We start from the raw sequence: 22,050 nt of genomic DNA on the forward strand, positions 1-22,050 counted from the left end.
TATGGGTTAAACGTTAATAAGGGTAGCAAGCAGATATTGACCATACCGCACGTCTATGAGGAGGCAGTCAACATGAAATCACAACGTTCATTACCGGCTATTGCGGCAGTCGCTGTATTGATGCTGACATTAACCGCTTGCGGAGGCAACACTCCTGCTGAGGCTCCGGGTGAGCCTTCGGCAACGGTTTCTCCTTCACCAGCGACAAACACAGCAGCGCCTGCACCTAGTCCTACCGCTACTGCTGAAGCACAGGTCATCCAAGGAACCGGCAGCTATGTCGGTCAAATTGACAGTCATTCGATTGAAATAGAAACGGAAGAAGGCCCTACCGCTTTTGAACTGGATGCTGGCACCGAGAGTGTGCTTGAAGGTCTTGAGATGGAGGACCCTGTAGTTTTTGAATATGTAGAAAAGTCGGTGGAGGGTGATCCTTCCGTCGTCCAGCGGATTCTTTCCAAGCTGTCCAAGGCGGAAGAAGGGGCAGCCCCGGCGGCCAAACTGCCGGAGACCCGAACCATGAAGCTTACGCTGGAAGGCATGGCGGAAGAGAAGACTGCCACGCTTGCGGACGGAGAAGGTTATTCGCTTTATGTATTTGATATCTTTACCTTTGATGCGGCAAGCAACCGGTTATCTATGAAGGTGGATCCTGATTATTACGCCGAAATTGAAAAATTGCCTTCTGATTTTAATCTCGATCTTTTGGAGCAGGAAGGCCGTAAGGAATTGTCTGTTACTGGCAAGGTGACAGCACTCAGCAAGGAAGAGCGTGATCTCAGAATGTCTGACCTGCGCTTATATTTGACCGCAACAGGTTCCGGCCTGACCCGGCAAACGATCGTCAAGGAAATTGACGGTCAGGGCTACATGATCAAACTCAATATTCCACAGAGAGAGGCCTCGGAAGGCTTCGGGCCACATGTCTACGCATCGCTGGATTCCATCGTAAGCCGCTAGCAGGTGCCTGCATTTCAGCTTAAGTTGCAGTATTAAATAAGAAAAGAGCCACTCCACGATCAACGGGAGTGGCTCTTTTCTATAAATGGAAGTAAATAGCGGGATAATCAGTAGGAGCCGGCATTGACCAGAACGGTAGAAATGAGCAGCATGAACAACAGAAGGATGATAGCATTGATAATGGTGCCGATAACGGCGAACACTTTGCGGCGGTTGCGGAGAGTCAGCCCGATAATTCCGACAACTGCTCCGATTACATTAACAGCTGCAAGAATCAATACGGTCAACCCCAGAAACATGAACGTTCCTGCAGACTCATTGATGATGCTGTTGCTTTCACTAAGAATGGAGGAAGCCTGCATCCCTACCATCACAAAAGTAATCGCATAACCGATAAATGTGACCATCGCGATCACGAAAGAGGCGATACCCGGGCCGGAATGTTTGAAATCACGTTTATTCTCTTGGTAGGTGTAAGGCACTTCAGGTTTTGACAGATCATTTTGTCCTGGAAATAGGCTGTCCTGCCGGGTTTCCTGTGAATCGGATTTTGGTGGAGGATTATAGTCCATAATAAAAGTGAGCTCCTTGTAAAAGAATGGGTTATTGATACTATCCACTTTTTCATAAGAACGCTTCAAATGCAAGTCCCACATTGAAAAAATCCCGGAACTCCGCTGGAATTGACCCCTGCCGATAAGGTAAGATAGGGGAAGTCCAATAATAAGGAGTTGTATTCTGATTATGCAACGGAGATTTATCGCCTGGGGAGCTTTGCTGGCTATGCTGGCAGTGGGGATCGGCGCATTCGGAGCGCATATGTTGAAGGCTTCGATCAGCGAGGATTACATGAAGGTGTATGAAACCGGTGTGCATTATCATATGATTCATGCACTGGGACTGATATTGGTCGCGATTATTGCAGGACAATGGGGAGAGAGTGTCCGCCTGCGCTGGAGCGGCAGGCTGCTGATCGCAGGAATTGTTCTCTTCTCCGGCAGCTTGTACGTACTGAGTATTACCGGAATAAAAATCCTTGGAGCGGTTACCCCGCTCGGCGGCGTATGTTTTATTGCCGGCTGGATATGTCTGGCCTGGGAAGCCCTTTCCCGTAAGAACTGAAGCCAGCCGGATGGCATAAGCAAATAAAACAAGCACCTTTCACGGAATGCCATTCCGGTAGGGTGCTTGTTTGTGCTGCACAGGTTCGTGCTAATGAAATTCGTCAATTTCATTGAGGTTAAAGGTATAGACCTGTTTCTCATCAACGTGGTAGATGCTTATCGAGTTGGCCGCTTCATCAAAATTTAGAATACGGCAGGGCATGGACATCTGCTTGCCATGACGGTTCGTCCGAATACGGACCAGTTGATTGTTCTGAATGTACTGTCTGATCTTTCCATAAGCATCCGCACGGCTTTCCACTGACGGCTTATCCTCTGTGGGTTTTTCCGGTTGTTTGTCCGCCGGCTTCACTGGCAATTTAAATGGAACTGGAGGGGCTGACTCTTGTTGCAGAGCTATCTTCGCAGAACGTAGAAGGTTGTCAATGGTTCTTCCCAGCTCAAGACCTGAGTTAATGTTGAAATCTGTGATTTTGTCGCTGTTATTCAACATTTCAAGTAAATATTGCAGTGCAAGCGGGTTGGTACGGGCATTAATCAGGATGTCGACGTTAAATAAATAATTTCCGTCCGTGTGTTGTAGTTTCTTGTCCATAAATCCCCCAGCTTTTTACTAAATCGATTCGTAAAGTAAATAAACTATACCATTAAATAAACAATAATCATATACTTCTTTGCTTGGAAATAAGGCTTAAAGTCTCTGTATTTTATTAGGATATAGGACCATCGTCCACACACAGCAAAAGGGCTCCGCATACACATAGAGCGTGGATGACGAAAAAAGGAGGCGCTGCTATTGGTTACCATAGAACCTATTCAGGTCGGAGATCACACCTTAGTTGGAGTCGAGGTGAAACTTCCCAAAACAACGCTGCTCACCATCAGCACAAGCCGAGGGTATATTATGTGCGGAGCGCTGGATGTGGGACTGCTGAATAAGATGCTTAGTGACCGGCAGATTATTGCCGCACGGGCCGTAGGCGTACGCACATTGGCGCAGCTCCTGGCAGCTCCGCTGGAGTCTGTTACTATAGAGGCGGAAAATCTTGGGATTGTGCCGGGGATGGCAGGCAGTGAGGCATTGCTCCGCATGCTTTGAGCGGTAATGAAGGTAATAATTTGGCGTGTTGCAAGGGTCCCCAGTGGGCCCTTTTGTTGAAATATAAGCATTTTTATATGCTTTACGCTATAAATTATCCTTCTATTTCTCGCTGAAACGGATACCGTCCTTTTGAGGACGGTATCCGTTTCCACTTATGCGGGCAGTTAAAGGGCATAAGGCAGGCAATCTTGGTCATCCTACGGATAAGGAGCTGGTTTAAGCCCTCGGAGAGAGCTCGATTTCACTGCAGATGTGGCTTCCATTTTGTTTCGGCTAACCGCTGGAAGGGTAAAGTAAGTATAGACAATTGCAAGGCCGGACCTTGGACAAGCAGCCGGCTAAATTATGGATAAGGATGGGATCATATCATGGCTAAAGCATCTAACAAAGTAAACACTGCATCATTGGAACAAGTCCTCAACCGTCAAGTTGCGAACCTGAATGTATTGTACGTTAAAGTTCATAACTTTCACTGGTATGTCAAAGGCGAACAATTTTTCGCCCTGCATGTGAAATTTGAAGAGCTTTATGATGATATTACGCTGAAAATGGATGAAGTTGCTGAACGCCTGCTGAGTATCAAAGGCAGCCCTGCAGCTACAATGAAAGAATATCTGGAGATTGCCACCATTCAGGAAGCAACGGGCAAAGAAGATGCCCGGGGCATGGTCCAATCCCTCATTGAAGATTTTGCTACGGTATCCGAAGAACTTGCGGAAGGCATTGAGCTTGCAGAGAACGCCAGCGATCAGCCGACAGCCGATTTGTTCATCAAGATCCGCTCCGATCTGGAGAAGCAGCAATGGATGCTGCGCTCGTTCCTGGGCTGATTCCAGCCTGACCCGAAATTACATTTGAAATTCTGCAAAGCCTCCTGTGCGGAGGCTTTGTTTTTGTGTTACTGTGGCATGAGCGTTGGCAGGCTGCGAAATTTGTAGACTCCTGCGGCAAGGGATATAATTTATAGTGAAGATGATAATTTTGAACAGGATGAGTGGAAGGAGTGATTGTCCTTGAACGCTAACCCCGTAGCTTTAAAAGAATGGGCCTCAGCTATCCAAACGCTGACAGAAGGACGGATGATTATGCTGATGCGCAAAGGGGGGATAGAGGAAGAAACACGGCGTTTTGAACTTAAAAGCCCTTCGTTCTATCTCTATCCCACTTATGAACACCAACGTGCCGAACTGCTGAAGGAGCCATACCGCCCGCTCGTCGGCCAGACACTGGAAGCAGGCGGCGCTGACCCCGCTGTGATTTCATTGAATGCATACGCTGAAGTTGCTGCTGATCTGGAGGTTCGTGATTTGAATCAGCTGGAACGGCTGTATCCCTATCACATCTGGAGCGAAGGACTTGCGTCCGAAAGATTGCGCTGGAAAGCGAAGGAACCGCTTCATGTCCTGCTGCTTCGTGTATACGTTCCCGAGGCTCCCGCCATTATTCAAGTGCTGCCGGAGTATTCAGGCTGCCGCTCCTGGATTGAACTGGAGTCCCCGCCTGAAGCCGGCAACTTGCGCCCGGTTCTGGGCGACGAAGAGTTCCGGATCAGGAAAGAGGAAATCATCTCTGCCCTTGGACAGTAACAGGCTGAGAAAAGCGCTAAACGTGGATGACGGGTATGAAAATTGAAAATAGATATTTGTAAAAAAACTTCCTTTGTAATAAAATTAGTGAGAATCATTGATAATCACTGTAATTCACTTTATAATAATTATAATGTGATATAAAATCTAATTGTGCTGGCAAACAGGGATCCCCTGTTTCAATACAGCTTTCTGATTTTGCAAATTGATGAGTGGAGGGAATAATTATTATGGCAGCAGATTTTGTCATTGAAGGACTAAAAGCGACAATCGAAGGAAAAGAAATTCTGAAGGGTATCAATCTTCAGATGAAGGGCGGCGAAATTCACGCTATCATGGGTCCGAACGGTACAGGTAAAAGTACACTGGCTTCGGCACTCATGGGTCATCCAAAGTATGTAGTAACTGAAGGCACGGCTGTGCTGGAAGGTGAAGACCTGCTGGAGATGGCAGTAGATGAACGCGCACGCGCCGGTTTGTTCCTGGCCATGCAATATCCAAGCGAGATCAGCGGAGTAACCAACTCCGACTTTCTGCGCAGTGCCATCAATTCGCGCCGTGAAGAAGGCAGTGAAATCTCCCTCATCCGTTTCATCCGTCAGATGGAAGCTAAGATGAAGGAACTGGATATGAATCCGGAATTCCTGCACCGTTATCTGAACGAAGGCTTCTCGGGCGGCGAGAAGAAACGCAACGAAATTCTCCAAATGATGATGCTGGATCCGAAGATCGTCATTCTTGACGAAATTGACTCCGGCCTTGATATTGATGCACTCAAAATTGTCGCTGAAGGTGTAAACTCGATGCGCAGCCCGGAACGCGGTTTCCTGGTTATTACCCACTATCAGCGTCTGCTTAACTACATCACGCCTGATTACGTGCATGTTATGATGCAGGGCCGCATTGTGAAATCCGGCGGACCTGAACTCGCGCAGCGTCTGGAAGCAGAAGGTTATGAATGGGTTAAAGAAGAACTCGGCATTGAAGATGAAACTGTAGGACAGGAAGCTTAAAGAGACGCCAGGAAGGAGGAAACCACTTATGACGACGCAAACCATTCTTCCGGTGGATGCCGGACGTCTCAGCGAATTATCGCAGAGCAGCGGCGAGCCAAGCTGGCTGAAGGACAGCCGGTTAAAGGCGCTGGAACTGGCAGCAAGCTTGGAGCTGCCGAAACTGGAAAAGACACGGATTGAACGCTGGAACGTGAACAACTATGGAACCTACAAAGCAAGCCAGCCTTTTACAGCACTTAGTGAAGCACCTGCTTCCATAACTGCCCTGATTCAGGGTCAGGAGGAAGGCAGTCTGATTATTCAACGTAATTCAGGCGCTGTCTATACACGGCTGTCTCCTGAGCTTGCTGCGCTAGGCGTGATTTTTACCGATTTGCAGACAGCAGTCAAAGAGCATGGAGATCTTGTCCAGCGTTATCTGCATAAGGCGGTGCTGCCAGACGAGCATTCCATTGCTGCACTTCATGCCGCCCTGTGGAACGGCGGAGTATTCCTCTATGTTCCCAAAAATGTGGTTATCGACACTCCACTGCAAGCGGTGCTGCTGACGGACGATGCGGAAGCTGCTTTCGTTCCGCATATTCTGGTGGTTGCCGAATCGAACAGCTCAGTAACCTATGTAGACAACTATGTATCCGACAAAACGGAAGCCGGACTGCATAACGGTGCGGTTGAAGTATTTGTAGGTGCGGGCGCCAAAGTGCGCTTTGCCTCGGTACATCAGCTTGGCGTGGACACTACAGATGTGACCTACCGCCGTGCAGTTGTTGAGAACGATGGAACTATTGAGTGGATTGTCGGCGAAATGAACTACGGCGATACAGCGAGTGACACGAAGTCGGTGCTGAAAGGCAATGGTTCAAGCTCCGATGCCAAAGTGATCGCGGTAGGATCGGGTTCGCAGAAGCTGAACTATACGACTCAGGCACAGCACTTCGGCAAGAATACGCCGAGTGACATGATTACCCGTGCTGTTATGCGGGATTCTGCGACTTCTATTATTAACGGAATTACGAAGATCGAAAAAGGTGCGACAAGAGCCGATGGACAGCAGACCGAAAAAGTTCTGATGCTGAGCCCGAAAGCACGCGGCGACGCCAACCCGATCCTTCTTATAGATGAAGATGATGTAACAGCCGGCCATGCCGCTTCCGTAGGACGGGTCAATTACGAGCAAGTGTTTTACCTGATGTCCCGCGGAATTACACGGCACGATGCAGAAACACTGATCATATACGGCTTCCTGGCACCGGTAGTGTCGCAAATTCCACTGGAGGGACTGCGCAATCAGCTCCAATCTCTTGTGGAAAGGAAGTTAGGCCAATGATTAACAGTAACATCCGGGAGCAATTTCCCATCCTGAATCAAAAGATTAACGGCCATCCGCTGGTTTATCTGGACAGTGCGGCAACTTCACAGAAACCGCGCCAAGTCATCGAAGCGGTGAAATCCTATTATGAATGGGATAACGCCAATGTCCACCGCGGTGTGCATACTCTGGGCAGCCGGGCTACGGATGCTTATGAGGGAGCCCGCGAGAAGGTTGCGAAGTTCATACATGCCCGCAGCACGAAGGAGATAATCTTTACCCGCGGCACAACGACAGCGTTAAATATAGTGGCTTCTTCTTATGGCCCTGCTGTTCTTAGTGAAGGCGACGAAATTGTCATCACCCAGATGGAGCATCACAGCAACTTTATTCCATGGCAGCAGTTGGCCAAGAAGACTGGGGCAACCCTGAAATTTCTTCCACTGCAGAAGGATGGAACGATCACCCTGGAGGATGCCGAGAATACGATTACGGACAAGACCAAAATCGTAGCCATCGCGTATGTATCCAATGTTATGGGGGTTACCCATCCGGTTAAAGAGCTTGCAGCCATTGCTCACCGCAAGGGTGCAGTTATCGTGGTGGACGGAGCACAGAGCACGCCGCATATGAAGGTCGATGTCCAGGAGCTGGATTGCGATTTCTATGCGTTCTCCGGTCACAAAATGCTGGCCCCGACCGGCATCGGTGCTTTGTACGGCAAGAAGGCATTGCTGGAAGCTATGGAGCCGGTTGAGTTCGGCGGCGAGATGATTGATGATGTCGGTCTTTATGAATCCACTTGGAAAGAGCTGCCTTGGAAGTTCGAAGGCGGGACACCGATTATCGCCGGTGCCGTCGGATTGGGAGCAGCAATTGATTTCCTGCAGGAGATCGGACTGGATGAAATTCACCGTCATGAAATCCAGCTTGCCGCTTACGCGGAGCAGCGACTTGCAGAGGTTGACGGCTTGACGCTGTATGGCCCGCGTAATCGTCAGGTGGGTGTAGTCACGTTCAATCTGGGTGATGTGCATCCGCATGATGTGGCGACGGTGCTGGATGCGGAAGGTATTGCCGTCCGCGCCGGCCATCATTGCTGCCAACCGCTGATGCGCTGGCTTGAGGTAAGCTCAACGGCACGGGCCAGCTTCTACCTCTACAATACGGAACAGGATGTAGATGCGCTGGTCCAAGCTTTAATCAAGGCAAAGGAGTATTTCGCCTATGAACTTGGATGACTTGTATAGACGCGTAATTATGGATCATTATAAAAATCCCCGGAACCGTGGTTCATTTGCAGACGACGCTGTGAAGATTGAGCTGAACAACCCGACCTGTGGCGACCGGATTACGCTGCAGCTTAAGGTAGAGGACGGCATCGTCAAAGATGCCCGGTATAGCGGCGAAGGCTGTTCGATCAGCATGTCGTCGGCTTCCATGATGACGGAAGCCGTCAAGGGACAGACTATAGAGCATGCGCTTGAGCTTGCTGACAAGTTCTCCTCCCTGATGAAGGGTGAGACAGTAGATTTCGGAGACTATGAAGATATAGAAGCCCTTTCCGGTGTTAATAAATTTCCGGCGCGGATCAAATGTGCCACATTGGCATGGAACGCGCTTCGCAAAGGAATAGACGTCGAAGAAGAACACCAACAACATTAGATAACAAGGAGGCTGACACCATGGCTAAGAAAGCGCCTGATATGGAGGAATACCAGTACGGGTTCCGTGATGAGCACAAGTCGATATTTCAGTCTGGTAAAGGACTTACGGCCGAAATTGTGAAGGAAATCTCCGCAATCAAAAACGAGCCGGAATGGATGCTGAACTTCCGCCTGAAAGCTCTGGAGCAATTCCGCAAGATGCCGATGCCTCAGTGGGGCGGCAACATGGATGATCTGGATTTCGAAGACATTCAGTACTATGTAAGACCTTCCGAGAAGCAAGGAAAAACTTGGGAGGAAGTTCCTTCCGAGATTAAAGAAACCTTCGATAAGCTGGGTATTCCGGAAGCGGAGCAGAAGTTCCTCGCCGGTGTATCAGCACAATATGAATCTGAGGTTGTTTATCACAGCATGCAGAAGAGCCTTGAAGACCAAGGGGTTATCTTCACCGATACTGATACTGCGCTGCGTGAGCATCCCGAGCTGTTAAAGAAATTCTTCGGCACGATCATTCCGCCGACAGACAATAAGTTTGCTGCACTGAACAGTGCCGTGTGGTCGGGGGGCAGCTTTATCTATGTTCCGAAGGGTGTGAAATGCGAAGTGCCTCTGCAGGCTTACTTCCGTATCAACTCCGAGAACATGGGTCAGTTCGAGCGTACGCTGATCCTCGCGGATGAGGACAGCTTTGTGCATTACGTAGAAGGCTGTACCGCACCAATCTACAGCACTAATTCCCTGCATAGTGCCGTTGTTGAAATTCTGTGTATGAAGAACTCCCGTGTTCGGTATACTACTATTCAGAACTGGGCACCAAATATCTACAATCTCGTAACCAAACGTGCGGTTGCTGAAGAGAATGCTACCATGGAATGGGTGGACGGCAACATTGGTTCCAAGCTGACAATGAAGTATCCTGCGGTTGTGTTAAAAGGCCGGGGAGCCAAAGGTTCCGTATTGTCGATTGCAGTGGCAGGCAAAGGCCAGCACCAGGATGCAGGCGCCAAGATGATCCATTTGGCACCGGACACGACTTCGACGATCGTATCCAAATCGATCAGCAAGCACGGCGGCAAGGTAACTTACCGCGGACTCGCTTCCTTCGGCCGTCAGGCGGAAGGCGCGAAATCGAATATCAAATGTGATACGCTCATTCTGGATAACCAGTCCACTTCGGACACGATTCCATATAATGAGATCATGAACGATAATATCGTGCTGGAGCATGAAGCGACGGTATCCAAGGTTTCCGAGGAGCAGCTGTTCTATCTGATGAGCCGCGGTCTCACAGAAGCCGAAGCCACACAGATGATCGTCATGGGCTTCATCGAGCCGTTCACCAAAGAACTGCCGATGGAATATGCGGTCGAAATGAACCGTCTCATCAAGTTCGAAATGGAAGGAAGTATCGGATAACCTTGCTGCACTAAGGTTTTCCACCTCCCTACAATTTAAATTAATATTTATAGTTGCCACCATAATGTGTGTCCGCAGCAGCCCTGATGTTCTTATCTTTCAGGCCTGCCGGGCACATGTTTTGCTTTTGCCCACTACGTATTCAGGAGGCCCACATGAGAAACTTGATTGTGTCTGAATTTTTAACTGTTGACGGTGTAATGGAGGACCCGCAGTGGACCTTTCAATACAGCTCGGATGAGCAGGATCAGTTTAAATTCGCGGAGTTAAAAGCTGCCGATGCGCTGTTGCTGGGGCGCGTAACCTATGAAGGCTTTGCGGCTGCCTGGCCTAATATGCTGGAGCAGACCGGGGAATACGGCGAGATGATGAATGGTTATGCCAAACATGTAGTCTCCACAACTCTAACAGAAGCCGGGTGGAACAATTCATCTCTGATTAAGAACAATCTGGTGGAAGAAATCACGAAGCTGAAAGAGCAGCCCGGCAGAGACATTCTCGTGTTTGGCAGCTGCACGCTTGTGCAGTCCCTGATCTCGCTGGGTCTCGTGGATGAGTACCGGTTAATGGTGTTTCCGGTGGTGCTGGGCAAGGGCAAACGTCTCTTTGGAGATGGGCTGGAGAAGCAGGGTTTTGAGCTGGTGCAGACCAAGCGGTTCTCCTCCGGTGTCGCAGTAGTCTGCTACCGGCCTGCAAAGAACTAACATCTGTACAGCAGAGGAAACAACAAAATGCAATGCAAAAACGCTACCGCTGGAACATGAACCCCATGTTTTGGCTGTTGCGTTTTTTTGTTGTAACAAGCTTCACGGAAATGGATGAAATATGCATAAAAATACACCCTGAATCTTGTGTTTGCTTAATTGAACAGTATTTGCGAGGAAATGGAAGCAATTAAAGCTATAGGTATCCTTTTATTATCATATAAGCCATCTTTATTCGGGAAAAACGTGGAAAACGGCGTTTTCTACCCTTTGCCGCATTAAATTATGGGTGATAAACTGCTTAAAGTCCCTAAAATGGAAGCGCTAAAAAAGCTGGCTTGCGATGTGAGATTTGCATCGCAAGCCAAATGTATCTTACGGGGCAGGCGCCGCCCAGTAGGAACAAGTTCATGCTTACGAAGTGAGTTTTGCTTCGTAAAGCTAAGTTCATGCTTACGAAGTAAGCTTTACTTCGTAAAGCTTTAAGGAGGAGAGATATGGATGTTCTCAGGCAACTGCGGGGCTTTTATCGGGAGAAGCTGCACTATCTGATTCTGTCGATTTTATGCTTGGCTGCCGCAACTGCAGTGGGGCTTATTACCCCGAATTTGCTACGAAGGTTAATTGATGATGTGATTGTTCCCCTGAAGTTTACTGAGGTGCCCGTACTCGCTCTATCTGTACTGGCCGTGGTAATCGTCAAAGCTTGCCTGCAGTTTGCGCATGGTTTTTTTGGAGGACGGCTGGGTAACTTTCTGGCCTACCGGCTGCGCAATGCCTGCTATGAGAAACTGCAATTTCTGTCTTTCCGCTACTATGATACGGCAAAGACTGGTGACCTGATGTCCCGGCTGACCGGGGACCTTGAAGCGATCCGGAATTTCATCGGCTTCGGCTTCGCCCAATTGCTGAATGTATTTTTTATGGTGCTGTTTGGGTCTATTATGATGTTCACGATCAACTGGCAGCTTACGCTCGTCACACTGATCACTATGCCTTTTCTGGCTGCAGTAGCACTCAGATTCGAATCGAAAATTCATCCGGCCTTTCAGGAGATGCGGCTGGCCCTCAGCTCTCTGACCACGGCTGTTCAGGAGAATATTACAGGTGTACGGACGGTCAAATCGTTTGCCAGAGAGGCTTATGAAGTTGAGAAATTTTCGCACCGTAATGAACGTTATAAGGATAACCAGATTTTTGCCGCCGAGCTGTGGAGCAAATTTTTCCCGGTCATGGAGCTTCTGGCCTCCGTCAGTATAGCCATTCTGCTCGGTGTCGGCGGAACGCTGGTCATCAAGGGCCGCATGTCACTGGGTGAACTGGTAGCCTTCTTCAGTCTGATCTGGTATATTATCGGTCCGGTCTGGGGTCTTGGCTTCCATATCAACAACTATACGCAATCCAAAGCTTCGGGAGAACGTGTACTTGAAGTCCTTAACCAGCAGATTGATGTAAAGGATAAGGAGAATGCCCGCGAGCTTGTATCCTCCGAGGTGCGGGGCGAGGTCATTTTCGACCATGTTACATTTGCGTACGGGAATAAAATGCCGGCTGTAAAAGACATTCATTTCGAAGCGGAGCCGGGTGCGGTTATCGGGTTTCTCGGCGGTACCGGCTCCGGCAAATCGACGATTACCCAGTTGATGATGCGCGCCTATGATGTAAATAAAGGAAGCATTACACTGGATGGCGTGGATATCCGGGAGTACAATATTCGCAGCCTGCGTTCGCAGATTTCGACTGTGTTTCAGGAGACGTTCCTGTTCTCGTCCTCTATCCGCAATAATATCTCTTACGGCCTCAAAAATGTGAGCATGGAGGAAATCATCCGGGCGGCACAGCTTGCCAAAGCGCATGATTTCATCATGGAGATGCCTGATGGATATGACACGGTAGTCGGCGAGCGGGGGATGGGACTTTCGGGCGGACAGAAGCAGCGGATTGCTATCGCACGTGCCTTGCTTAAGAATCCGCGTATCCTCATTCTGGATGATGCCACGAGTGCCGTGGATATGGAGACGGAACATGAGATCCAGACCGGCTTCCAGGAGGTTATGCGCGGACGGACCACGCTGATCATTGCCCACCGGATTTCCTCTCTGCGTCATGCCGACCAGATCATCGTGATGGATGAAGGACGGATGGTTCAAAAGGGAACACATGCGGAGCTGATTGAAGTTCCCGGCCCGTATCAGGATGTGTACCGGATTCAATACGCCGATTATCTGGCCCGGAATTCGGTGAGAGGGGAGGGGATTCAGCATGAAGCTTGAAGCCAAACAAGCCACAGCGGCTAGTGCAAAGCACAATAAAACCGAGGAACAGACGCTTGAGGAACGCTTTGTATACAAGGATGACGACCAGATCGACAAATCCTTTGACTGGAAGCAGTTCACGAGGTTGTTCGGATATATGAAGCCTTACGCGAAGCAGATGCTTCCGCTCGTCTCCGCTCTGATGGTTCTGGGCACAGTCACGAAGCTCACGGTCCCTTTTCTGACCAGTATGGCTATTGACAAGGCAATTGCCCCGAAAGAGGGAAACCCCAGCTTAACGTTACTGTACACACTTACGGTAAGTGTAATTGTACTGTACCTGATCCAGTGGATTGCAGGGGTGTACCGGATCAAATATACCAATGTTATCGGCCAACGGGTTATTTATGATTTACGCTCGGACCTGTTCCGGCATATCCAGAAGCTATCTTTTAACTTTTTCGATAAACGCCCGGCCGGCTCGGTACTGGTACGGGTGACGAATGATATTAACTCCCTGCAGGATCTGTTCACCAACGGGGTCGTCAATTTAATGATCGACTGTGTTCAACTGGTCGGCATTACAGTGATTCTGCTGCTGATCAACTGGAAACTGGGGCTTGCCGTGATGGTTACGGTGCCGGTTATGTTCCTGGTTTCAACCAAGCTGCGGCAGAAGATCCGGATTGCCTGGCAGGATGTGCGGATGAAGAACTCGCGGATCAATTCACATTTGAATGAGTCGATTCAAGGTATCCGGGTAACACAGGCCTACACACAGGAACAGGAAAATATGCATTACTTTGACGCCATGAACATGGACAGCCGGAAATCATGGAACAAGGCTTCAGCGATGAACCAGGCCTTTGGCCCGATTATTGAAATAACAGGCGGATTCGGCACCATGATCCTGTTCTGGTTGGGGGCATATTTGATCCAATCCGGAGAGCTGACCGTCGGTTACCTGGTGGCATTCAGTACGTATGTGAGCAACTTCTGGGACCCGATCAACAGACTGGGACAGATGTACAATCAGCTGCTGGTAGCAATGGCGTCTTCAGAACGGATCTTTGAGTATCTGGATGAGCAGCCTTCGGTTCAGGATAAACCGGGGGCAACACCGCTGCCGAAGATTCAAGGGGATATCCGCTTTAACAAGGTCATCTTCGAATATGAAAAGGGCCGTGCGGCGCTGAAGGGTATTGATCTGGACGTCAAGGCCGGCCAGTCGATCGCACTTGTGGGCCACACGGGCTCCGGTAAAAGTACGATCATTAACCTGATCGGCCGGTTCTATGACATTAAGAGCGGCGATATTACTATCGACGGCAAGGATGTCCGTGAGGTTACCCTGCAGAGTCTCCGGGAGCAGATTGGTATCGTGCTGCAGGATACGTTTATCTTCTCAGGAACGATCCGCGACAACATCCGTTTCGGGCGGCTGGATGCCACCGATAAGGAGGTTGAAGAGGTCGCCAAGGCAGTGGATGCCCATGATTTCATCATGAAACTGCCCGGCGGTTACGAAACTGAGGTGGAGGAGCGGGGGAGTGCGCTGTCCATGGGACAGCGTCAGCTGCTTTCCTTTGCCCGGGCACTCCTGGCCGATCCGCGTATTCTGATCCTGGATGAAGCTACGGCGAGTATTGACACCGAGACGGAGATCAAAATTCAGGAAGCGTTGAAGATTCTGCTGCAGGGCCGCACTTCCTTTATCGTGGCCCACCGTCTGTCAACGATCCGCCACGCCGATAAAATTATCGTGCTGGATCACGGGGAGATCAAGGAAGAAGGCAATCATGCCGAGCTTACCGCCAGAGATGGCATTTATAACGGTTTAATCGAAGCGCAGTTCCGCTTCTTATAGAAGTAAGAGCGGCCCCATCCGGCATGAGAATTGCTGGAGGGGCTGCTCTTTTTTTTGGATTATCCTATTTACAATAGCGGATAAGATGGGATTTCTATTCACGTCGTTTCCCAACTTTGCCGGAAATACGCACTTCAAACATCTGTGCGCTGATCTCCTGCTGCCATTCGGTGTCCTCTGTATGCGCAGCAAGAACAGCCTCATTGGTGAGCCTTGCCATCTCCCAGCAATACATGGTGTTCACCTGCAGGCAATGGCGCTGCTCGGCTTCTTCGGCCGCCGTTAGCGGGCGCCTGCAGCTTGCAGTATAAAGCTCTGCCAGACGCTGATGAACCGGTAGCATAGGTTTCCTCCTCAAAGGTTGTGAGCAGTTCGCAAACAACTTCAATCACTGCCTCTTCTTAAGCCTCGCCATGCGGTGGTTAATCCAAACCATGCAGAATCACCGGGAATAATAAAATTTTGACTAAAAGAACACAAAAATCTTGAAATCGCTTTTTTTTGTGCTACAATAACAGTAATACAGGATTGTGACCGGTAAGGCGGGCAATGCCTAAGTTGATGCGAGTATCATTTTTTTAATGATATTGGGATCAGCTTAGGCTTTTTTTGTACAAACTATATGTCGGGGGGTGATCAACAGATGATTATAGAGAAGATACTTAACAACAATGTGCTCTTAACCAAGAACCAGAAAGGCAAGGAAGTCATTGTGATGGGCAGGGGAATTTCCTTCAATAAAGTAGCCGGCGACTATGTAGATCCGGAAAAGGTCGATAAAATCTTTTTGCTGAACGAAAATCAATTCACGGCCAGACTGACTGAACTTCTGAACGACATTCCGGTGGCTCATCTGGAATTAGCGAATGAAATTGTCACCTATGCGAATGGAGTTCTCGGTACAGAGCTTAGCGACAATCTCTATCTGACCCTGACAGATCATATCCATTTTGCTGTCCAACGTTTTGAAAAGGGGATTGCACTGAAAAATGCGATGCTGTTTGAAATTAAACGTTTCTATAAGAAGGAATTCTCCATTGGGATGGATGCACTGAAGATTATTGAAAGGGCTACCGGACTTTCGCTGGGCGAGGATGAAGCCGGGTTTATCGCGCTGCATCTGGTAAATGCCAGAATGGACGGCAGTGAAATGAAGTCCACGATCAAGATGACAGAAATTGTCCAGAACATTCTGAATATTGTCACTTACCACTACAAGGTCGTACTGGACGAGAGCTCACTGAATTATTCGCGGTTCCTTACACATTTGCAATATTTCTCCATGCGGGTATTGAAGAAGGAGAGCAGCAGCAGCGGTGAGGATTTTTTGTACAATCAGCTTAAGCAGACTTATGTGAAGGCGTTTGAATGCGCCAACAAAATCAATGATTATCTGGAAAAGTCCTATAGCCAAAGCTTAAGCAAGGATGAATACGTATATCTGACCATCCATATCCAGCGGGTAACGGAACGCAACAATCTGGAGTAAAGCTTGGGTTGAAAGTGAAAACAAAATAATGATCATCTGACAGGGTGTTACTGGTAAGGCAGGCAAAACCTGAACTGATGGCAAAATGGGCGTGTGATGACGTTTCCTTTTTGCTGTGAGTTCAGGTTTTTCTTGTTTGCAGGAGTATAAGGTCAACAGCTGGCACAACCTATACTTGCTGCAACGATCTACATTCTAAGCTGTAAAGGAGCAAACTAATATGAGCAGCAAAGACTTGTCCAAACAGATTATTACGCTTGTAGGCGGCGAAGACAACGTGAACTCTGTGTTCCACTGCGCCACAAGATTAAGATTCAAGCTTAAGGATTCGAGGAAGGCAGATAAAGCGGCACTGGAGAAAACTCCAGGCGTCATCACTGTGGTGGAGAACAGCGGTCAGTTTCAGGTAGTCATAGGCAACAATGTAAGCCAGGTGTTCGAGCAGATTATGAAGGAAACTTCACTCCAGGATGCCGAAAAATCCGGCAAAGCCGATGAGTCTTCAGAGAGTACCAGTGTTCTGGGCAAAGCCGTCGATATCATTTCCAGTATCTTTTCCCCAATTCTCGGGGCACTGGCAGGGGCAGGGATCCTCAAAGGGCTGCTCGCCTTAATTTTATCTCTGGAGTGGATTAATGCAGCCAGCGGGACCTATTTGGTTCTGAATGCGGCTTCGGACAGCGTATTCTACTTCCTGCCGGTATTTCTGGCAGTTACGGCTGCGCGCAAGTTCAAGGCTAATCAATTTGTCTCCATTGCTGTAGCAGGCGCTTTAGTCTATCCGGCAGTGATAACCGCTGTCAGCGCACCGGACCCGCTCAGCTTCTTGGGAATACCGGTTGTACTGATCAACTATTCATCCAGTGTCATTCCGATCATTCTGGCGGTCTGGGTGCAGTCCTATATAGAGAAGTGGTTCCGTTCGTTCATTCATGAATCGGTTAGAAATATCCTGGTTCCGATGTTCGCACTGCTTATCGTTATTCCGCTGACCTTCCTGGCTTTCGGTCCTGTAGGCTCATTGATCAGCGATGGGCTGGCTTCCGGCTACACCTGGCTCTACAATTTAAGTCCATTGGTTGCCGGTGCCATTGCCGGAGCATTCTGGCAGGTGTTCGTAATCTTCGGTGTACACTGGGGTTTCGTACCGGTTATGCTCAGCAATATTGCCACTTTGGGCTATGACACCATGCTGCCTATCCTTACTGCTGCAGTCTTGTCGCAAGCGGGTGCGGTATTCGGCGTGTTCCTGAAATCAAAGAATCCGCAGCTAAAAGCTTTGTCCGGCTCCTCAACACTGGCTGCTGTGTTCGGGATCACCGAGCCGACGATCTACGGCGTCACCTTGAAGCTGAAGAAACCGTTCATCTACGCCTGCATCTCCGGAGCCATCGGTGGTGCGATCATCGCTATCGGCGGAGCCAAAGCAATAAGCTTCTCCTTACCGGGTCTGTTGGCTCTGCCGACCTATTTTGGCGACGGATTCTCCTGGGTTGTCATCGGTATCGTTGTTGCTTTTGTATTAGCGGTTATTCTGGTGTATTTGTTTGGATTTGATGACCCTGCAGTACCTGCTGAGGAGGCTCCCGGGCCTGTTGCCGCATCGTCACCCTCGCTGATTGACAAGGAGACGGTGGCCAGCCCGCTGACAGGAACACTTATGCCGCTGGAAGCTTTGCCGGACGAAGCTTTTGCCTCCGGAGCCATGGGCCAGGGGATCGTGATTGAACCGGATTCAGGCCGGCTGACCTCACCGGTGAAAGGAACCGTAACAACTGTATTCCCGACAGGCCATGCGATTGGCATTACCTCCGAGAGCGGTGCCGAGCTGCTGATTCATGTCGGGGTCAATACCGTGAAGCTCAAAGGAAAACATTTTGACAAACGGGTACAAGAGGGAGATAAGGTCGAGCAGGGCCAACTGCTGCTGGAATTCGATGTAGCAGCGATTCGTGAAGCCGGCTTTGTAACTGCAACACCGGTGATCGTGACCAACTCTGCAAATTATCTGGATGTGCTTAAGACTACTGAAGCCAAAGTACAAAATGGCGACCTGCTGTTGACCATTATCAATTAGAAAAGAGGGAGATTAAATCATGACAGTGATCAAAAAAGGATTTCCGCAGAACTTCTTATGGGGCGGCGCTACAGCCGCCAATCAGCTGGAGGGGGCATACGATGCCGACGGCAAAGGATTGTCCAGTGCGGATATGGTTGCCTACGTGCCTAAGGCCGAGCGGACAAATGACCATGCTATAGAAATCTCCTCCGAGCGGATTGAACAGATTCTGTCCGGGGAATTCAGCGCACGTTTCCCGAAACGTGAAGGGGTGGACTTCTATCACCGTTATAAAGAGGACATTGCCTTGTTCGCCGAAATGGGCTTCAAAGTGTTCCGTCTGTCGATCAACTGGGCGCGCATCTTCCCGAACGGCGATGATGCCGAGCCGAATGAAGCAGGACTGCAATTCTATGATGATGTCTTTGACGAGCTGCATAAATATGGCATCGAGCCGCTTGTGACACTGGCCCATTACGAAACACCACTGGGCTTGACTCACAAATATAACGGCTGGGCAGGCCGCGAGGTTATCGCTTGCTTCACCCGTTATGCGGAGACCGTATTCCGGCGCTACAAGGACAAAGTGAAATATTGGATCACATTCAACGAGATCAATATGATGACGCTAAGTCCATTCACGGGCGGCGGCGTTGTAATCGACCGGGCAGAGAACAAGCTGCAGACAATCTACCAGGCGCTGCATCACCAGTTTGTCGCCAGCTCTCTCGCCACCAAGCTGGTGCATGAGATCATCCCGGGTTCGCAGATGGGCTGTATGCTTGCCCGGATGGAAAGCTACGCGAATACCTGCAATCCTGAGGATGTCCTGAAGAATCAGCAGGAGAACCAGATGAATCTCTACTTTACGGATGTGCATGCCCGCGGGGAATATCCGAAGTATATGGAGCGGTTTTTCGAGGAAAACAATGTGGTTATTCATAAAGAGCCGGGTGACGATGAAATTCTGAAACTCCACACCGTTGATTATGTGGCTTTCAGTTATTATATGACGCTGACCGTGTCTGTAAGTCCGGAAGGAGAACGCGCACAGGGCAATCTGTTCGGCGGTGTGAAGAACCCTTACCTGAAGGCTTCGGAATGGGGCTGGCAGATTGATCCCATCGGTCTGCGGATTATGCTGAATACGATGTATGACCGTTATCAGAAACCTTTGTTCATCGTTGAAAATGGTCTTGGCGCATATGACAAGGTTGAGGAAGACGGCTCTGTCCATGACAGCTACCGTATTGATTACTTAAGACAGCATATTGCTCAAATGAAGGAAGCGGTACTGGATGGCGTTGAGCTGATCGGATATACCAGCTGGGGGCCGATAGACCTGGTGAGCATGTCCACTTCTGAAATGTCCAAGCGTTACGGATTTATCTACGTTGATCTGGATGACGACGGCAACGGTACCTTGAACCGTTCCAGAAAGGATTCCTTCCACTGGTACAAAAAAGTCATCGCCAGCAATGGTGAGGAATTGTAGGCCTCAGGAGTAATAGTGTGAGCTGCTTCTCACACGCAATAATTATGGATCATAAAGAAGAGGTTCCCTCAGCCGTCACTGGCGAAAGGGAACCTCTTCTTGCGTGGGAATATTTAAACCGAAGTTAACTATTCCATATAAATTTCAACCACCGCGATTTTGCGTTCGCGGGACAGGTCAAGGAATATGCCTTCGCTTTGCACAAGCGGTCGGAAAACATCCAGCGGATTGTTCATGACAATGACACCCATGTCTCCCGTGCTCAGCAGCACGCGTTTACCGATGAAATTAGGCATTAAATGCTGGATAAAGGCTTGTACAGGTCTGCCGTTTAGCTTGCCGAAGCTGAGATTGTTGATTTCACGCAGTACGGAGATCAATTCTTGCTTGGATTGATAAACACGGTGTGTGGTCATTGCGCTGTAGATATCAGCTACGGCAGCAATCTGGGCATAAGGGTGGATGTCTGATTTCGTAAGGTTGTTGGGGTACCCGGAGCCGTCTTCACGCTCATGGTGCTGCAGGGCAACCAACGCGGTATAAGGATCGTCCATGGAGCTGCGGATGATTTCGTGACCGTAAATCGTATGTAATTTGACTTGATCGTATTCCTCCGGGGACAGCTTGCCCGGCTTATTCAGAATGGAGGGGGAGATCCGGCATTTTCCGATATCGATCAAATATCCGGCCCGGCCGATTTCGTAGCACTCTTTCTTGGAATACCCCAGCCATGAGGAGATATAATAAGAAAGCATGCCCACCTGAAGTGAATGGTTATAAGTGTAATTATCATCCCGGTTCAGCAGAAGCAGCAGAGAGACTACATCCTTGTGTTTATCCAAGGAGTTCAGTGATGGCTGGAGAATATCGTCCACTACGGTTTGATTAAAGCTCCCTTTGGTTAACGCTTCCATATATACCGATTCAAAGCCTTCAATACTTGTATCAAAGTTGGCGGCTACGGCCTGAATGATGGAAGACCTGCTGGTTGGGACTTGTGCTACATGCGCCTCCTCGATATCAACATAATCTACCCCATGCTGTATCAGCTTGGCTATCTCCTCGATCTGGAGAGATGATCCTTTAGGTAATACATGCAGCCCTCTTGAATTAAAGGTGTCCATCCGCAGGCAATCACCCGGTTTAAGATCCATGACGTGTACTTTCAATGAATATGCCACCTTACATTAGCTATTTTTTCCAGCATAGCAACAAAGTCGGGAATATTCAATGGTTTTGAATTACTGGTTAATCTATCTGGTAATTCTGTGCTTTTTGGTCAGAGCCGAGCCACTGTTCTCCAGATTCGTTGATGTCCTTTTTCCACACTGGAACGGAGGCTTTAAGCTTCTCGATGGCGTAGCGGCTCGCTTCGTAACAGACATCCCTATGCGCCGCTGACACCGCAATAATAACACTGGCTTCCTTAAGGCCTACGAGCCCTATCCGGTGCGCAATGGCGCAGCGGGCGTTCCAGCGTTCCTGAACCTCCCTGCCGATTTCCTGCAGCTTGCTCAGCGCCATCGGGATGTAAGCTTCATAATGAAGCGCTGTTGTCCGCTGGTCTCCGGTCATCTCACGCGTAGTTCCGACGAAGACTAATGAAGCTCCGTGATCACTGTCAAGCACTTTATCCAGAAGAGCTTCTGCATTCAGCGGCAGGCCGGTAATACTGAACAGACCATCTTCGGTCTCGCTCGTTGAGGGTACTGCTTCTCCTCCCGAAACTGGAGGAATCAGGGCGACTTCGGAGGTTTCGGAGATCTCAGTATCATCAGGAGCGTATTCATGGTCAACAGCTACCAAAGAAACGCTGATTTGTGCCGCCGCATCAGGGTAGGAGGCAGAGAGAAGCTCCTTTAAACGGCCCGCAGTTACGGAGTTATCGTGAACGTGAAAAGACAGGGTGGAAGAGCCGATTACCTCGGCCAGCCCGGCAAACAGACGTATAGTTATATGCATGGTTTATTCACCTCTTAGGTTCTGATAATGATTCAAATA

The 22,050-nt window shown here is 49.2% G+C and carries 21 protein-coding genes; 16 read left to right on the top strand and 5 right to left on the bottom strand.

Translation table 11 applies throughout. From position 1 onward, the window contains the following. Positions 1-72 precede the first annotated feature (72 nt). Positions 73-960: a hypothetical protein gene (locus MHI45_RS29050; RefSeq protein WP_340899558.1), complete on the top strand. Its 888-nt coding sequence runs from the start codon at positions 73-75 to the stop codon at positions 958-960. 107 nt (positions 961-1,067) lie between these two features. Here MHI45_RS29050 and MHI45_RS29055 read toward each other — a convergent pair whose 3' ends face one another. Further along, positions 1,068-1,532, bottom strand: a complete 465-nt coding sequence (locus tag MHI45_RS29055) for a hypothetical protein (RefSeq protein ID WP_144024441.1) — start codon at positions 1,530-1,532, stop codon at positions 1,068-1,070. Positions 1,533-1,704: 172 nt separating this feature from the next. Here MHI45_RS29055 and MHI45_RS29060 point away from each other — a divergent pair, with 172 nt between their 5' ends. Then, positions 1,705-2,082, top strand: a complete 378-nt coding sequence (locus tag MHI45_RS29060; protein ID WP_038588519.1) for a DUF423 domain-containing protein — start codon at positions 1,705-1,707, stop codon at positions 2,080-2,082. Between the two features lie 90 nt (positions 2,083-2,172). Here the strand turns inward: MHI45_RS29060 and MHI45_RS29065 are convergent, their stop codons facing one another. Then, complete coding sequence (locus MHI45_RS29065) at positions 2,173-2,679, bottom strand: hypothetical protein (RefSeq protein ID WP_340899557.1); 507 nt, start codon at positions 2,677-2,679, stop codon at positions 2,173-2,175. A 201-nt stretch (positions 2,680-2,880) separates the two neighbouring features. Between MHI45_RS29065 and MHI45_RS29070 the strand changes: the two genes are divergently transcribed. The 11 genes from MHI45_RS29070 to MHI45_RS29120 all read left to right on the top strand — a co-directional run bounded on the left by MHI45_RS29070 (position 2,881) and on the right by MHI45_RS29120 (position 15,006). Further along, positions 2,881-3,183, top strand: a complete 303-nt coding sequence (locus tag MHI45_RS29070; RefSeq protein WP_076113274.1) for a YunC family protein — start codon at positions 2,881-2,883, stop codon at positions 3,181-3,183. A gap of 371 nt (positions 3,184-3,554) precedes the next feature. Then, positions 3,555-4,016: a Dps family protein gene (locus MHI45_RS29075; RefSeq protein ID WP_076113275.1), complete on the top strand. Its 462-nt coding sequence runs from the start codon at positions 3,555-3,557 to the stop codon at positions 4,014-4,016. 183 nt (positions 4,017-4,199) lie between these two features. Continuing rightward, entirely contained in the window at positions 4,200-4,772 is a 573-nt protein-coding gene (locus tag MHI45_RS29080) for a DUF1802 family protein (RefSeq protein WP_341118425.1), read from the top strand. A gap of 230 nt (positions 4,773-5,002) precedes the next feature. After that, positions 5,003-5,785, top strand: a complete 783-nt coding sequence (sufC, locus tag MHI45_RS29085) for a Fe-S cluster assembly ATPase SufC (protein ID WP_038588534.1) — start codon at positions 5,003-5,005, stop codon at positions 5,783-5,785. 28 nt (positions 5,786-5,813) lie between these two features. Beyond that, positions 5,814-7,115: a Fe-S cluster assembly protein SufD gene (gene sufD / locus MHI45_RS29090; protein WP_340899554.1), complete on the top strand. Its 1,302-nt coding sequence runs from the start codon at positions 5,814-5,816 to the stop codon at positions 7,113-7,115. Then, positions 7,112-8,338 carry a cysteine desulfurase gene (locus MHI45_RS29095; RefSeq protein WP_076113278.1) on the top strand — a complete coding sequence of 409 codons (1,227 nt, stop codon included), beginning with the start codon at positions 7,112-7,114 and terminating at the stop codon, positions 8,336-8,338. Before sufD ends, MHI45_RS29095 begins: the two co-directional genes overlap by 4 nt. Next, complete coding sequence (sufU, locus tag MHI45_RS29100; RefSeq protein ID WP_038588542.1) at positions 8,325-8,762, top strand: Fe-S cluster assembly sulfur transfer protein SufU; 438 nt, start codon at positions 8,325-8,327, stop codon at positions 8,760-8,762. Before MHI45_RS29095 ends, sufU begins: the two co-directional genes overlap by 14 nt. Positions 8,763-8,782: 20 nt before the next feature. After that, the gene (gene sufB, locus MHI45_RS29105; RefSeq protein ID WP_038588545.1) at positions 8,783-10,180 is read left to right on the top strand and encodes a Fe-S cluster assembly protein SufB; all 1,398 of its coding nucleotides are present in this window, start codon (positions 8,783-8,785) and stop codon (positions 10,178-10,180) included. A gap of 155 nt (positions 10,181-10,335) precedes the next feature. Continuing rightward, positions 10,336-10,884, top strand: a complete 549-nt coding sequence (locus MHI45_RS29110) for a dihydrofolate reductase family protein (protein WP_076113279.1) — start codon at positions 10,336-10,338, stop codon at positions 10,882-10,884. 497 nt (positions 10,885-11,381) lie between these two features. After that, positions 11,382-13,157, top strand: coding sequence for an ABC transporter ATP-binding protein (locus MHI45_RS29115; RefSeq protein ID WP_076113280.1), 1,776 nt, complete (start codon positions 11,382-11,384; stop codon positions 13,155-13,157). Then, a complete protein-coding gene (locus tag MHI45_RS29120; RefSeq protein ID WP_076113281.1) occupies positions 13,147-15,006 on the top strand; it encodes an ABC transporter ATP-binding protein in 1,860 nt (619 codons plus the stop codon). The genes MHI45_RS29115 and MHI45_RS29120 overlap by 11 nt, the downstream gene beginning before the upstream one ends. A 94-nt stretch (positions 15,007-15,100) precedes the next feature. Here the strand turns inward: MHI45_RS29120 and MHI45_RS29125 are convergent, their stop codons facing one another. Then, the gene (locus tag MHI45_RS29125) at positions 15,101-15,349 is read right to left on the bottom strand and encodes a DUF7667 family protein (protein WP_076113282.1); all 249 of its coding nucleotides are present in this window, start codon (positions 15,347-15,349) and stop codon (positions 15,101-15,103) included. A 300-nt stretch (positions 15,350-15,649) separates the two neighbouring features. Between MHI45_RS29125 and licT the strand changes: the two genes are divergently transcribed. From licT to MHI45_RS29140, 3 genes are all read left to right on the top strand, one after another. Continuing rightward, a complete protein-coding gene (gene licT, locus MHI45_RS29130; RefSeq protein ID WP_076113283.1) occupies positions 15,650-16,495 on the top strand; it encodes a BglG family transcription antiterminator LicT in 846 nt (281 codons plus the stop codon). 220 nt (positions 16,496-16,715) lie between these two features. Then, positions 16,716-18,572: a beta-glucoside-specific PTS transporter subunit IIABC gene (locus MHI45_RS29135; RefSeq protein WP_076113284.1), complete on the top strand. Its 1,857-nt coding sequence runs from the start codon at positions 16,716-16,718 to the stop codon at positions 18,570-18,572. A 19-nt stretch (positions 18,573-18,591) separates the two neighbouring features. Next, complete coding sequence (locus tag MHI45_RS29140; protein ID WP_076113285.1) at positions 18,592-20,049, top strand: glycoside hydrolase family 1 protein; 1,458 nt, start codon at positions 18,592-18,594, stop codon at positions 20,047-20,049. 128 nt (positions 20,050-20,177) lie between these two features. On the opposite strand, the gene MHI45_RS29145 is transcribed toward MHI45_RS29140, so the two are convergent. Together MHI45_RS29145 and MHI45_RS29150 are read right to left on the bottom strand one after the other, a co-directional pair. Next, positions 20,178-21,218: an HD-GYP domain-containing protein gene (locus tag MHI45_RS29145; RefSeq protein ID WP_076113286.1), complete on the bottom strand. Its 1,041-nt coding sequence runs from the start codon at positions 21,216-21,218 to the stop codon at positions 20,178-20,180. Positions 21,219-21,297: 79 nt separating this feature from the next. Beyond that, positions 21,298-22,011, bottom strand: coding sequence for a molybdenum cofactor biosynthesis protein (locus MHI45_RS29150; protein ID WP_076113287.1), 714 nt, complete (start codon positions 22,009-22,011; stop codon positions 21,298-21,300). Positions 22,012-22,050: the final 39 nt, after the last annotated feature.

This window comes from Paenibacillus sp. FSL H3-0321 (assembly GCF_038002865.1).
GTDB lineage: Bacteria > Bacillota > Bacilli > Paenibacillales > Paenibacillaceae > Paenibacillus_AQ.

Bases quoted from the DNA above. Each gene is read 5' to 3' on its own strand.
- MHI45_RS29050 (WP_340899558.1), top strand. From the start codon at position 73: ATGAAATCACAACGTTCATTACCGGCTATTGCGGCAGTCGCTGTATTG.
- MHI45_RS29140 (WP_076113285.1), top strand. From the start codon at position 18,592: ATGACAGTGATCAAAAAAGGATTTCCGCAGAACTTCTTATGGGGCGGC.
- MHI45_RS29095 (WP_076113278.1), top strand. From the start codon at position 7,112: ATGATTAACAGTAACATCCGGGAGCAATTTCCCATCCTGAATCAAAAG.
- MHI45_RS29150 (WP_076113287.1), bottom strand. From the start codon at position 22,011: ATGCATATAACTATACGTCTGTTTGCCGGGCTGGCCGAGGTAATCGGC.
- MHI45_RS29115 (WP_076113280.1), top strand. From the start codon at position 11,382: ATGGATGTTCTCAGGCAACTGCGGGGCTTTTATCGGGAGAAGCTGCAC.
- MHI45_RS29055 (WP_144024441.1), bottom strand. From the start codon at position 1,532: ATGGACTATAATCCTCCACCAAAATCCGATTCACAGGAAACCCGGCAG.
- MHI45_RS29075 (WP_076113275.1), top strand. From the start codon at position 3,555: ATGGCTAAAGCATCTAACAAAGTAAACACTGCATCATTGGAACAAGTC.
- MHI45_RS29065 (WP_340899557.1), bottom strand. From the start codon at position 2,679: ATGGACAAGAAACTACAACACACGGACGGAAATTATTTATTTAACGTC.
- sufC (WP_038588534.1), top strand. From the start codon at position 5,003: ATGGCAGCAGATTTTGTCATTGAAGGACTAAAAGCGACAATCGAAGGA.
- MHI45_RS29060 (WP_038588519.1), top strand. From the start codon at position 1,705: ATGCAACGGAGATTTATCGCCTGGGGAGCTTTGCTGGCTATGCTGGCA.
- MHI45_RS29120 (WP_076113281.1), top strand. From the start codon at position 13,147: ATGAAGCTTGAAGCCAAACAAGCCACAGCGGCTAGTGCAAAGCACAAT.
- sufD (WP_340899554.1), top strand. From the start codon at position 5,814: ATGACGACGCAAACCATTCTTCCGGTGGATGCCGGACGTCTCAGCGAA.
- MHI45_RS29125 (WP_076113282.1), bottom strand. From the start codon at position 15,349: ATGCTACCGGTTCATCAGCGTCTGGCAGAGCTTTATACTGCAAGCTGC.
- sufB (WP_038588545.1), top strand. From the start codon at position 8,783: ATGGCTAAGAAAGCGCCTGATATGGAGGAATACCAGTACGGGTTCCGT.
- sufU (WP_038588542.1), top strand. From the start codon at position 8,325: ATGAACTTGGATGACTTGTATAGACGCGTAATTATGGATCATTATAAA.
- MHI45_RS29135 (WP_076113284.1), top strand. From the start codon at position 16,716: ATGAGCAGCAAAGACTTGTCCAAACAGATTATTACGCTTGTAGGCGGC.
- licT (WP_076113283.1), top strand. From the start codon at position 15,650: ATGATTATAGAGAAGATACTTAACAACAATGTGCTCTTAACCAAGAAC.
- MHI45_RS29110 (WP_076113279.1), top strand. From the start codon at position 10,336: ATGAGAAACTTGATTGTGTCTGAATTTTTAACTGTTGACGGTGTAATG.